The sequence below is a fragment of the Nitratidesulfovibrio oxamicus genome (genome assembly GCF_015731765.1).
Taxonomy (GTDB): Bacteria; Desulfobacterota; Desulfovibrionia; order Desulfovibrionales; family Desulfovibrionaceae; genus Cupidesulfovibrio; species Cupidesulfovibrio oxamicus.
In genome coordinates this window covers 1-12,359 of record NZ_VRYY01000602.1, presented here as the reverse complement: position 1 = coordinate 12,359, position 12,359 = coordinate 1, and the positions used below count along the sequence as shown (strand labels likewise).

Sequence of the window (12,359 nt, the reverse complement as noted above, 5' to 3'; positions counted from 1 at the left end):
CGGGCTGGATGGCCCGCGCATCGCCCCGGTGCACGTGGCGCTCAAGCAGCAGGGTGGCGCGCATGAGCAGGCGCGGGTCCGCAGCGATGGCCGCGTGCGAGGGCAGGCGCATGAGCGGGATGGTGCCGGGGTTGGATTGGGCCGTGCCGTGCGGTTCGCCGTCGTCCGGTTTGTCGCCCGTCCCCCGTGCAGCATCGTCAGCCGGGGCCGCATCCCATTCGGTCACCCGGCCCATGCGGGCCGTGCCGGGGATGGAGTCGAAAATTTCCGCAAGGGGGGGCAGCAGGGCGGCGTCATGGGCGTCCGCTCCCACGGCCTCCACGGCGGCGTCCAGCGCGCAGGCCGCGTCCAGCAGGGCGCGCTCGCCCATGCCCCATACCAGCAGATCGGCCTTGGCATCCATGAGAATGGGCCGCCGCAGGGCGTCGGTCCAGAAATCGTAGTGGCTGATGCGCCGCAGGGACGCCTCTATGCCGCCCAGCACCACGGGCAGGCCGGGAAAGGCCTGGCGCGCCAGGTTGGCGTAGACGATGGCCGCCCTGTTGGGGCGCGCACCGGCGCGGCCGCCGGGGGTGAAGGCGTCGTCGTGGCGCTTTTTCCGAAAGGCGGTGTAGTGGGCCAGCATGGAGTCGAGCGAGCCCGCGGAAATGCCGGTGAACAGGCGGGGGCGGCCCATGCGGGCCACATCGTCCGGAATGTCCCAGCGGGGCTGGGCCACGATGCCGGTGCGAAAGCCGTGCGCCACCAGCCAGCGGCCCAGCAGGGCCATGGCGAAGGTGGGGTGGTCCACGTAGGCGTCGCCGGAGACGAGCAGCACGTCCAGCCTGTCCCAGCCAAGGTCGCGCATCTCGCGGGTGGTGGTGGGCAGAAAGGCGGGCTGGGGCAGGGGGGTGCGTCCGCGTTGCGGAACGTACGTCCGGGGGCATGTCCCGGATTGCGCCGCGTGGCGCGGCATGGTGCCGCCGGGTGTGGCGCGGCGGTGGTCGTGGCTGGAATGTCGCATGCGCGGACTATAGTGGCGGGCAGGGGGGCAGGCAAGGACAAGGGTTCGATTACCGGCAGGGGATGGCCGTGGCGGAGGGTTGATGCGGACGGCGGGGGCTGATGGGGGTGGTCGGTCTTGGGGCGGTTGCCTTCGCCCCCGGTTTCGCGCAGTATGCCCAGTGCCCCCCGATACAGGGGGAACCCTGCGAGGATGCCATGCGCAAGGATGATGCCGACGGGGCCGTTCTGCCCTGCCCCAGTTCCCCGGATCATGCACCGGAACATGCACCGGATTACGCGCCGGGGCGTGCATCGGACCGCACCGCCGTCACCGGGTGCGGCCAGGATGTGCCGTGCGCCTCCAACGGCGAGTGTGCCGGCGTGCCCGGCAGCGTGTCGGGAACGGTGCCCCTGTCCGACGCCGGGCAGGACCGTTTGCGGCAGTTGGAGGAGGAGAACCGCCGCCTGCGCAAGGCCCTGGGGTTGCGCTCCGACGATCCCGTGCCGTGCGGCGCGCCTGTCCACCCCGGCATAACTGGCCCGTCTGGCCCGTCTGGCCCGTCTGGCCTGTCTGGCCCGCCTGGCCCGCCTGGCCATTCCGGCCTTCACTCTCCTTCCGCTCCCTCCGCCTCCCCCTATGGCGACACCCCCTCGCCCTGCCTCGCGTCGGGCCGTTGGGCGGGCAGTCCCCTTGCCCCGAGCGACGTGGCCGACCCCCTCGTGGAAATGGCCGCCCCGGCTGCGGATGGCCTGGTCAACGCCTACGTTTCCGACATCGACACCCACGAGGTACTGCACGTCAACGCAGCCCTGCGCCGTCTTGTGGGCGACTGCGAGGGCCGCCTCTGCCACGAGGCGTTGCAGGGCCGTGACGCCCCCTGCTCCTTCTGCAACAATGGCCGCCTGCGAGACGAGCCGGAAAAGGCCCACGTCTGGGAATTCCGCAACCCGGCCCTGAACCGCTGGTTCCGCTGCATCGACCGGCTTGTGCCGATGGGTGACGGGCGTGTGGCCCGGTACGAACTGGCGGTGGACATCACCGACATGAAGGAGACGGAAGAGGCCATGCGCCGCTTCCGCGCCGCGCTGGACGCCACCGCCGAGGCCATCTTTCTCATCGACCCGGCGACCGGGCTGCACGTGGACGTCAACCGGGGGGCCTGCGCCCTGCTGGCCCGCACCCGCGAAGAACTGCTGACGCTTGGCCCCTGCGACATCAATCCCACCCTTACCCGCGACCGTTGCCTGGAAATATCGCGCACCGTGCTCGGCGGCTCGCCGCTGCTGAACCAGGAAACGCACTATTGCCGGGGCGACGGCACCGTGGTGCCCGTGGAACTCAGCACCAGCGCCTGGCATTCCGCGCGCGGGAACCTTATCGTGGCGGTGGCGCGCGACATTTCGGAAAGGGTGCGCGCCCGCAACGAAATGCAGTTGCGCCTGCTGTACGACCGGGTGCTGTCCACCTGCGCGCGCGATCTGCTGGCGCGCCCCTGCGCCGACGACACGCTGCATGTGGTGCTGGAAAGCCTGCGCGAGGCCGCCGGGGCCTGCCGGGTGTACATTTTCGAGAATCATGACGACGCGCAAGGCAACCTGTGCTGCTCGCAGCGCTACGAACGCTGCGCGCCGGGTGTGCCACCCCAGATCGACAACCAGTTGCTGGCCAACGTGCCATACGCCACCGTCATTCCCCGCTGGGAACAGGAACTGGAGGCGGGCCGGGTGATCCGGGGGCCGGTGGCCACCTTCCCCGAATCGGAACGGGTGGTGCTGGAGGCGCAGGGCATCCGTTCGCTGCTGGTGCTGCCCATCGTGGCGCAGGGGCGGTGGTACGGGTTCATCGGCTTTGACGACACCCGCAGGCCCAGGGTGTGGGAATCGGTGGATCTCAAGTTTTTGCAGACGGCGGGCGAGATCATCGGCGCCGCGCTGGAGCGCCGCAGGACGGAACAGACCCTGGCCGAATCGGCGCGCGGGCTGGAAGAGGCCAGCCGGGCCAAAAGCGAATTTCTGGCCAACATGAGCCACGAGATTCGCACCCCGCTCAACGCCATCATCGGCCTGACCGAACTTTCATTGCAAGAGCACCTGCCTGCTGACGTGGCCGAAAACCTGCGTGCGGCGCTGGTTTCGGCAGAGGCGCTGTTGGGCATCGTCAACGACCTGCTGGACCTTTCGCGGGTGGAGGCGGGCAAACTGCGCCTTGAGTGCATCGACTTTGCCCCGGCGCGGCTGGTGCGCGGGGTGATGCGCGTCATGGAGCACACGGCGGAACGCAAGGGCCTGTCCCTGACCCTGCACATAGACCGCGACGTGCCCCGCCACCTGCGCGGCGATCCCGGCAGGCTGCGCCAGGTGCTGGTGAACTTCATCAGCAATGCCATCAAGTTCACCGACGAGGGTGGGGTGCATGTGGCGGTCAGCCTGGCGGTCAGCCTGGCGGGCGGGCCGGACACCCCTGATACGCCGGACTCCCCCGATACGCAGGATACCCCTGATACGCAGGATACCCCTGATACGCAGGATACCCCCGCAGCGTCCGGCATGGGGGGCGGCGTCACCTGTTCCGCGCCCCGTGCGGCTCATGCGCCCGACACGCCATCCGGGATGCTTCCGGACGGCAACACGCAGTGGCTGTGTTTTTCGGTGCGCGATACGGGCATCGGCATTCCGGACGACAAGCACGAGCTTATCTTCGAGAATTTCCGGCAGGCGGATGCCACCACGGCGCGGCGGTACGGCGGTTCCGGCCTTGGCCTTGCCATCTGCCGCAAGTTCACGGACATGATGGGCGGACGCATCGTGCTGCACAGCACGCCGGGGCAGGGCAGCACCTTTCGCGTGCTGTTGCCCTTCGGCACGTGCGCGACGAACACACCTTCCGCTGCGCCGGTGGTACAGCCGGATGCGGATGCCCACGGCGCGTATCAGGTGATGGAGCATGCCCGGGAGGCAGCGTGGCCCGGCGGCGCACCGGCAACGGCTCGCGTCGCCCCGTCCATTCAATCCGCGCGAGACGGGCAATCCGCGCGAGCCGTCCGAGCCGTACCGTTCGGGCAGGCCGTGCCGCCCGGATCGTCCGATCTCCCCGCGCTCTCCCGGCCGATGTTCTGCCCGTCATCCCTCCAGACAACCCGCGAACCGTTGCGGGTGCTGCTGGTGGAGTCGGACGACGTGAATCGCCATGCGGTCAGCCGCGCCCTGTCGCGCGGCGGTCACCATCCCGTGACGGCAGCCGCCGGGCGCGAGGCGCTGGACGTCGCCCGCGTGCAGCGTTTTGACCTGGTCATCACAGACGCGCTCCCGCGGGACATGGACGGGGCCGACGTAGTGCGCGCGCTGCGCCGCCTGGCCGATGCGGCCACCCCCTCCGACGTGCCGGTGCTGTTCATGACCGGCGACCCCGCTGGTGTGGACCACGGCGCGCTGGATGCGGCGGGCGGGGTGTCCGTGACCCTGAAGCCGGTACGGCTGAAGACGCTGCTGGCCGCCGTGGAAGGCATGGTGGGCGGTGCCGGAGAGGATACCCTGCGCCGTTCGTCCCCCGCGCCGGTGGACGAACTCCCGGTGTTCAACGCCGCCACGCTGCTGATGGGCGGCGACGAGGCCTCGCTGCGCTTCCTGCGCCAGTCGGGCACGCTGCGCGAAAGCCTGTGGTCGGCCATGGACCGGGGCAGCCGGGTGGAGCTCATTGCCTTGTCGCACCTGCTGCGCCTGGAGGCGGAGGCCATCGGCGCCGAACGGGTACGCCAGATGGCCGAGCGGTTGGAACTGCGCACCCGCGCCGCTGGCGCGGAAGAAACGCGCCCGGTGTTCATGCTGCTGATGGATGTCTTGAACCAGTTGGAGCATGAACTGCGCAAGGTGCAACGCGCCACGCCTCCGCTACAGGCAGGGGGGGATGCCGGGCAGGGTGCCGGGCAGGACGCCAGACAGGGTGCCGGGCAGGACGCCAGACAGGATGCAGGGCCTGCTGTCGGGTTTGATGTCGGGGTTGGCGCCGGCTCTGGGGAAGGCTCTGTGGAAGGGCCGGGGGAAGGACCGGGTTCGGGCGAAATGGCGTAGCCGCCTTGTCCGGCGATTTCCGGGCCAGCAGGGCCGAACCGATGCGTTCGGACCCGCGTGTTCGGGCCGATGCGCTGGCAAGGCACGCTGCGCCGATCAGGCGATCACGACATGTTTTTGCAAAAAGAAACGGGCCGGTACAGTACCGGCCCGTATCGCGTTTGAGGGGGCGCCGTTGCGCCGTGGCGGCGCGGGGCAGGCTATTTGGAGGGGGGCTGGATGAGCGGGGCGGAACCCATGCCGCCCATGCCCTTGGGCATGTCCTTGGGCATGGTGGCGCCTTGCCCGTCCTTGGGGCCCATGCCACCGCCCATGCCCATGCCGCCCTGGCCGTGGTGGGCGCGGAAGGCGTCCCACTCCTCGTGGGTAAGGGCGCCGCTGCCGTCGGTATCGATGGCGTCGAAGGCGGGCTTCTTCATCTGCGGGAACGCGACGGAAAATTCCTCCCAGGTCACGCTGGCGTTGCCGTCCTTGTCCATGGCGGAAAACTTGTCGTCGGCCTGGGCCGTGGCGGCGCACAGCAGCATGAGGGCTGCCGGGATGATGCGTTTCATGGTGCCTCCTGCGGGCTTCGGGTTGTGGTCGCGGGCGTGCGCCCTGTGCGCCCTGTGCGCCCTGTGCGCCCCGTGCGCCCCGTGCCGAGGACGGGGGCGGCGCATGCTCCGTACCGCCATGTATAGGCCCGTGGCGGTATTGGTCAACAGTGCACCGCAATCCGCATGCGGGCGCAAGAAAGGGCGCATGACCATGGTCATGCGCCCTGTGCGTTCTGGCTCCCCGGGACGGACTTGAACCGCCAACCTAGTGATTAACAGTCACCCGCTCTGCCAATTGAGCCACCGGGGAACGTGGCCGTCGTTGCGGCGAAGAAGGTGTGTATGGCGAAGCGGCTTCTTTGTCAAGCGCGCGGCGCAGGTTTCCGCCCGGGCGCAGCCCTCGCGCGTCCCTGTCACAGGGTGCGGGCGCCCTGCGGGCCGGGCTGATCGGACCGGTCTGCCGGGGGCGGCGCGGTGCGCAGCACCAGCCAGCCGCATATCCCGGCCACCAGCGAGGCGGCAAGGATGCCCACCTTGGCGTAGTCCAGGGTGCGCGCGTCGGCATAGGCCAGTTGGGCCACGAACAGGGCCATGGTGAAGCCGATGCCCGCCAGCAGGGCTATGCCGTACACATGCCGCCAGGTCATGTCGCGGGGCAGCCGGGCGAGGCCCAGCTTGACCGGCAGCCACACGGCGGCCAGCACCCCGAGTTGCTTGCCGAAGAAGAGCCCCGCGGCCACGCCCATGGTCACCGGATTGCCGAGGCCGCCCAGCAGGTCCGCGTTGATGGATACCCCGGCATTGGCCAGGGCGAATACCGGCATGATGCCCCAGGCCACCCACGGGGCCAGGGCGTGTTCCAGCCTGCGCAGGGGCGTTGCGGCATGGCGGGCGGCGGTTTCCATGGCCTCCACGGCGGCATGGCGATGACCGTCGGCCAGAAGGTGGGCGTCGGCCTTGCCGTTTTCCAGGGTGCCCAGCAGGCGCCGCCCGGCGGAAACCAGATCGCCGGGGGTGGCCCGAGCGCGGGCGGGAATGCAGAAGGCCAGCAGTACGCCTGCCACCGTGGCGTGCACGCCCGACTTCAGGAAGGCCACCCAGGTGACGGCGCCCGCCAGCACGTAGAACAGGGTGCGCACCACCCCCAGGCCGTTGCCCAGGGCGGCCACGGCCAGCGCGGCAAAGCCGATGCCCAGCGCCACCAGCGAGATGTCCGCCGTGTAGAACAGGGCTATGGCCAGCACCGCGCCGATGTCGTCGGCAATGGCCAGGGCGGTCAGGAACACCTTGACCGAAAGGGGCACCCGGTCCCCGGCCAGCGAAAGCACGCCGAGGGCAAAGGCGATGTCGGTGGCCATGGGCACGGCCCAGCCCTGCGTGATGCCGGAAGGGTGGCCCAGGTTGAAGGCCAGGTAGACCAGCGCCGGGGCCGCCATGCCGCCCGCAGCCGCCAGCACGGGGGGCAGGGCCTGGGCGGGGGTGGCCAGTTCTCCGGCCAGCATCTCGCGTTTGATTTCCAGACCCACAAGAAAGAAGAATATGGCCATCAGGCCGTCGTTCACCCAGAGGATCAGCGGCTTGCGCAGTTCGTAGCCTTCCGGCCCCATGGCGAAGGGGTGCTGCCAGAATGCATGCCATGCGGGGGCCAGGGGCGAATTGGCCGCACACAGCGCAAGCACGGTGCAGGCAAGCAGCATGATGCCGCTGGCTGCCTCGATGCGCATGAAGGAAAGAAAGGGGTCGATCAGGCGATCGGCAGGGGTCGCAGGCCGTGCGTAAGAGGATCGCAGGTCGTGACCGGTGTCGTGCGTCATGTGGACTCCAGTTGACGGGTTGAAGATGTAACTTTTTATAATATGCACACATTGCAGACAGTCAAGAAAATTTGGGCATGATTGTTGCGCGTGCTGCAATCCGTATGGGGGTTGTTGGCGTACATCCACCCGACATGATTGTCGGGATGGCAATTGGCATGCGCGGCGCGCGACGCGCGGCAGGGGCGCAAGGGCGGCGGCGACGAAGCGTGACGGGCGGGGCGCGAAAACCGGATTGACGGACCGTCGGATTTGGGGGGCATGGGGGGGCGGGTTGCCGGTGCGATGGGCCGGGTGCGCGCGGGGGGCTTCCCTGATGGCTGGCGATTCGGGTATGGTGCAGGTGTGGAAAACCCTTCTGCATGGAGGTTCCGCCATGAAGCACGATCATCTGGACATTGCGCGGGAATACTCCGCGCTGCTGCGGACCGACGAGGCTGATGACCGGCAGCCGGGTTCCTTCCGCCTGCCGCACGGCGAGGCCGGTTGTTCCGGCGAACAGGGCGCGGGGGGCGAAGGCCCGGCCATTCCCCGCGTGGTGCCGTCGCACGAGGACGAGCGCGCCGGGGGCGTGACGCCGGAGGAACTTTCGCTGTGGGGCGCGGGGCCGCGCATCGTGGTGCCCGCCCTGCTGGCGCAACTTGGCGGGGCGGGGCTTACCCTGGCCCTGCCTGGCCCTTTCGGCATGGAAATGCTGCCCCACTGGGCCTGGGTGCTCATGGGAATGTGCGCCCTGTCGCTGGGCACGCTGGCCGTGCGCCGTGCCTGGGCGGAACTGAAGCCGGGCCGACAGGAGGGGCGGCTGGTCACCGGCGGCCCGTACCGGATAACCCGCAACCCCATCTACGCGGGGTGGATTCTGGGCATCTTGCCGGGCATCGCGTTGTGTTTCGCCTCGTGGCCCATGCTGGCCGGGCCGGTGGTGGCATGGGCGCTGTTCCGCGAGACGGTGGTGGTGGAGGAATCGTTCCTGGCCGCCCGTTACGGTGACGCATGGGACCGCTACGCCACCCGGGTGAACCGGTTGTGGCCCAACCCGTTCCGCATGCAGGACTGACCGGGCGTCGCATCAGGCTTCATGGCCGCGTCCATGGAGATATCCGCAGGATGGCCCGCAGGCTTTCCAGACCGGAGGGACCATGTTCCCGACGTTGCGCGCGCTGTTCCGCCCCCACCGTCCCCGGTGGGATTGGACGCAGGTGGAGGTGACCACCCGCTGCGATGCGGCGTGCGTCTATTGTCCCCGCACCGCCTGCGGGGGCGGATGGCGCGACGAGGACATGTCCATGGCGCTGTTCCGGCGGGTGCTGGTCGCCTGCCGGGGGGCGCGCCATCTGCACTTGCAGGGATGGGGCGAGCCGCTGCTGCATCCACGGTATCCTGACATGCTGGCAGAAGCCGTGAAGGCGGGGTACGTGGTGGGGCTGACCACCAACGGAGTGCATCTGGATGCAGGCATGGCCGGTGTGCTGGTGGATGCCGGGGTGGACATGGTGGCCCTGTCGCTGGCGGGCATCGGTGCCCGCAACGACGCGGTGCGGCGGGGTGCTCCGACCGCACGGGTGCTGGCCGCCCTGGATGCCCTGCGCGAGGCCAAGGCACGGGCGGGCAGCGCGCTGCCTCGCGTGCATCTTGCCTACATGCTGCTGCGGCAGGACGCGGAAGGGCCGGAGGCTCTCCCCGCATTGCTGCGCGGGCGCGGCGTGGAAACGGTGATCGTGTCCACCCTGGACCACGTGACCTCCCCGGAACTGGCGGATGCCGCATACGCCCATGCCGAGGCGGACGAACTGGCCGCGCTGGGGCGGCGGCTGGAAATGGCGTGCGCGGCTGCCGAGGCGGAGGGCATCCGGATGGTCTGGCGCCTGCCCCTTCCAGCGTCACCGCCCGTACACCTGGCCGTGCTACCGGCCACGCGACCCGCCGACGCCCCCCCGTTCATGCCTGACCACTCGTTCGCACCGGATCATCCGTTCACGCCGGGGCACAAGCCGCCGGAACTCTGGGATCTGCCCGGCGACATGCTGTGCGCGCTGGCGGCGCGCGAAGGGGATTCCTCGTGTACCGAAAACGTGGGCCGCGCCGCCGTGATAACCGTGGACGGCATGGTGGCCCCCTGCGTGTTCGCGGCGCTGCCCCTGTGCGGTGGTCGCCCGCGTGACGGCAGTGGCGCGGTGGCAGCCGGGCGCATGCTGTTCGGCAGCGTGGAGGACGCCCCCCTGTCCGAACTGTGGCGCCGCCCGGCATATGCGGCGTTTCGGGCCGCCCATGCGCGGGGCGTCCCGCCACCGCCCTGCGAGGGGTGCATCAAGCTGCGGGTGCACTGAGGGCATTCACCCTGCGTGCACGCGCTTCTCCCTTGTGCCGCTGCGCGGCAGCCAGGCGCTTTCCGTCACTCCCGGCTTGCCGCCCCGCCAATTCCCGCCAGCCTTGCCAGCCTTGCCGACTCCGCCCCCGCAATCAGTTCTGCCAGCCCTGTTCAGTCCGGTTGCGGGGGGGCTGCCGCCAGCCGCCTGCGGATGAACACCTTGGCCGCCTCCATGGAGGCGAACACCATCGCACCGAAGGCGGTGATGATGCCCATGGTGCGCCCGTCGGGCATGTGGATGCCGAAGGCCTCGCGCACCGGCGCGAACTGTATCAGCACGGCCACCAGCGCCACCTCCCAGACGATGGACAGCAGCAGCCAGCCGTGCGGCGGGGCCTGCACGATGCCGAAGCGCATGGACCGGAAGTTCAGCGCGATGACCATTTCCACGATGATGAACAGGAAGAACATTTCGGTGCGCGCGGTGCCGATGTCCGCAAGATCGTGCAGGAACAGGGCGAAGAACAGCGGAATCTCCAGGCACACGGCCAGCAGCACGAAGGTCTTCACGTCCCAGGTAAACACGCTTTCGCGCGGGTCGCGCGGGGGGCGGTCCATGATGTCCGGGTCCGGCGGGGCAACGCCAAGGGCCAGTGCGGGCAGGCCGTCGGTGGCAAGGTTGATGTACAGGATGGCGGCGGGCAGCAGGGGCAGGTATTCCGGACCCAACATCAGCACCGTGCCGCCGATGACGGCCACCTCCGTGATGTTGCAACGCAGAAGGAAGGCTAGGTATTTCTTGATGTTGTCGTAAATCCACCGCCCGAGTTCGATGGCGTTCACGATGGAGGCGAAATTGTCGTCGGTCAGCACCATGTCTGCCGCCTCGCGCGCCACCTCGGTGCCGGCGATGCCCATGGCCACGCCGATGTCGGCCTGCTTCAGGGCCGGGGCGTCGTTCACCCCGTCGCCGGTCATGGCCACCACGTCGCCGCGCGCCTTCCACGCCTTGACGATGCGCAACTTGTCCATGGGCGAGACGCGGGCATACACGCTGACCCGGTCCACCATGCCCGCGAAGGTGGCGTCGTCCAGGGCGGCCAGGCCGTCGCCGGTCAGCACCACGTCGCCCTCCCGATGGATGCCGATTTCGCGGGCCACGGCCTCTGCCGTCAGGCGGTGGTCGCCAGTGATCATCACCGGGCGGATGCCCACCCGGCGGCAGGTGGCCACGGCTTGCGCCGCCTCGTCGCGGGGCGGGTCCATCATGCCCGCAAGGCCCAGCAGCACGTGGCCGTGCTCGGCCTCGTCTTCCGCAAGCGGGGCTGGCTGGTGGTCGCCGGGATTGCCGTGCAGCGGCAGCATGGACAGGGCCAGCACGCGCAGGGCGCGTTCGGCCATGCGTTCCGCCGCTGCCTGTACGGCGGCGCGGTCGGCGTAGGTCAGGGGGCGTATCTGTCCGCCCGCCAGCACCCGGTCGCATCGGGCCAGCACCACCTCCGGCGCGCCCTTCATGAAGGCCGCGCGGTCCGCCCCCGCCACCGGGGCTGCCTGGGGCGACAGATCGTGCACGGTGGTCATGCGCTTGCGCTCGGAACTGAAAGGAAATTCCTCCACGCGCGGGTTGGCCGCGCGCACGTGCAGGGCGCATCCCGCCCCGGGCGTTATGGGCAGGGCGGCCAGCCAGGCCGGGCAGGATTCTGCGGCGTTGCCGCCATCGGGGGTGCGCAGCTTCAGCCCGGCCACCACCAGCGCGGCCTCGGTGGGGTCACCGCGGATGGCCCATTGCCCGGAATCGCCGGGGGGCAGCAATTCGGCGTCGTTGCACAGCACCCCCGCCAGCAGCAGGGCCTGCACCTCGCGCGGGGGCGGGCCGGCGGATGCAGCACTGTCCTGTCCGGCAGGGCGCAGGCCGCCCCTGGGCTCGTAGCCCGATCCGGTGACCTCGGTTTCCGCGCCCGCGGCCTCTCCGGCTTTTTCCGCTGTTTCCGGTGGGGCGGCCGAGAAGGTGAACAGCGTGCGCACGGTCATTTCGCCGCGCGTCAGGGTGCCGGTCTTGTCGGTGCAGATCACCGTGGTGCAGCCCAGCGTCTCCACGGCGGGCATGCGCCGTACCAGCGCCCCGCGCCGGGCCATCTGGCGCATGCCGATGGCCAGCGCCCCGGTGACGATGGCGGCCAGCGCTTCCGGCACGGCGGCCACGGCCAGCGACACGGCGAACATGATCATGGACACGATGAACGCGAAATCCACGCTGCCGTGCACGGCCTCGCGCGCGATGCTGAACCCGGCCACCAGCACGCAGATGGTCAGGGCGATGATGCCCAGCCACTTGCCGATTTCCTCGGTGCGCTTTTCCAGCGGGGTCTTTACCGTTTCCACGGTGGCCACCTCGCGGGCGATCTGTCCGAAGGCCGTTTCCATGCCCGTGGCGGTAACCACGGCGCGTCCCCGCCCGTAGGTGACGGTGGTGCCGGTGAAGGCCATGTTGCGCCGGTCTGCCGTGCCCGCGTCCTCGGACACGGGATCCGTGCCCTTGCCCACGGGCACCGATTCGCCGGTCAGGGGGGCCTCGTCGCAGCGCAGGGCGTGGGCCTCGACGATGCGCGCGTCGGCGGGCACGCGGTCACCCGCCTCCAGCAGCACCAC

The 12,359-nt window shown here is 69.7% G+C and carries 7 protein-coding genes and 1 tRNA gene; 3 read left to right on the top strand and 5 right to left on the bottom strand.

The features are described from left to right. Positions 1 to 955: YgiQ N-terminal domain-containing protein (locus FVW20_RS16125; protein WP_504739164.1), on the bottom strand; the 955-nt coding region annotated here is incomplete at its 3' end. 245 nt (positions 956 to 1,200) lie between these two features. On the opposite strand from FVW20_RS16125, the gene FVW20_RS16120 reads away from it, so the two are divergent. Continuing rightward, positions 1,201 to 5,052, top strand: coding sequence for an ATP-binding protein (locus FVW20_RS16120; RefSeq protein WP_196610396.1), 3,852 nt, complete (start codon positions 1,201 to 1,203; stop codon positions 5,050 to 5,052). 200 nt (positions 5,053 to 5,252) lie between these two features. Here the strand turns inward: FVW20_RS16120 and FVW20_RS16115 are convergent, their stop codons facing one another. The 3 genes from FVW20_RS16115 to nhaA form a co-directional block, all read right to left on the bottom strand. Beyond that, positions 5,253 to 5,606: an EF-hand domain-containing protein gene (locus tag FVW20_RS16115; RefSeq protein ID WP_196610395.1), complete on the bottom strand. Its 354-nt coding sequence runs from the start codon at positions 5,604 to 5,606 to the stop codon at positions 5,253 to 5,255. Positions 5,607 to 5,822: 216 nt separating this feature from the next. Then, a tRNA-Asn gene (locus FVW20_RS16110) sits at positions 5,823 to 5,898 on the bottom strand. A gap of 103 nt (positions 5,899 to 6,001) precedes the next feature. Then, on the bottom strand, positions 6,002 to 7,402 hold the full coding sequence (gene nhaA / locus FVW20_RS16105) for a Na+/H+ antiporter NhaA (protein WP_196610394.1): 1,401 nt from the start codon (positions 7,400 to 7,402) through the stop codon (positions 6,002 to 6,004). A gap of 376 nt (positions 7,403 to 7,778) precedes the next feature. On the opposite strand from nhaA, the gene FVW20_RS16100 reads away from it, so the two are divergent. Further along, on the top strand, positions 7,779 to 8,459 hold the full coding sequence (locus FVW20_RS16100; RefSeq protein ID WP_196610393.1) for a methyltransferase family protein: 681 nt from the start codon (positions 7,779 to 7,781) through the stop codon (positions 8,457 to 8,459). A gap of 82 nt (positions 8,460 to 8,541) precedes the next feature. Then, a complete protein-coding gene (locus tag FVW20_RS16095) occupies positions 8,542 to 9,729 on the top strand; it encodes a radical SAM/SPASM domain-containing protein (RefSeq protein WP_196610392.1) in 1,188 nt (395 codons plus the stop codon). A gap of 152 nt (positions 9,730 to 9,881) precedes the next feature. Here FVW20_RS16095 and FVW20_RS16090 read toward each other — a convergent pair. After that, positions 9,882 to 12,359, bottom strand: a 2,478-nt coding sequence (locus FVW20_RS16090; RefSeq protein ID WP_196610391.1) for a cation-translocating P-type ATPase, incomplete at its 5' end; no start/stop codon positions are given.

Bases quoted from the DNA above. Each gene is read 5' to 3' on its own strand.
- FVW20_RS16100 (WP_196610393.1), top strand. From the start codon at position 7,779: ATGAAGCACGATCATCTGGACATTGCGCGGGAATACTCCGCGCTGCTG.
- FVW20_RS16120 (WP_196610396.1), top strand. From the start codon at position 1,201: ATGCGCAAGGATGATGCCGACGGGGCCGTTCTGCCCTGCCCCAGTTCC.
- FVW20_RS16095 (WP_196610392.1), top strand. From the start codon at position 8,542: ATGTTCCCGACGTTGCGCGCGCTGTTCCGCCCCCACCGTCCCCGGTGG.
- FVW20_RS16115 (WP_196610395.1), bottom strand. From the start codon at position 5,606: ATGAAACGCATCATCCCGGCAGCCCTCATGCTGCTGTGCGCCGCCACG.
- nhaA (WP_196610394.1), bottom strand. From the start codon at position 7,402: ATGACGCACGACACCGGTCACGACCTGCGATCCTCTTACGCACGGCCT.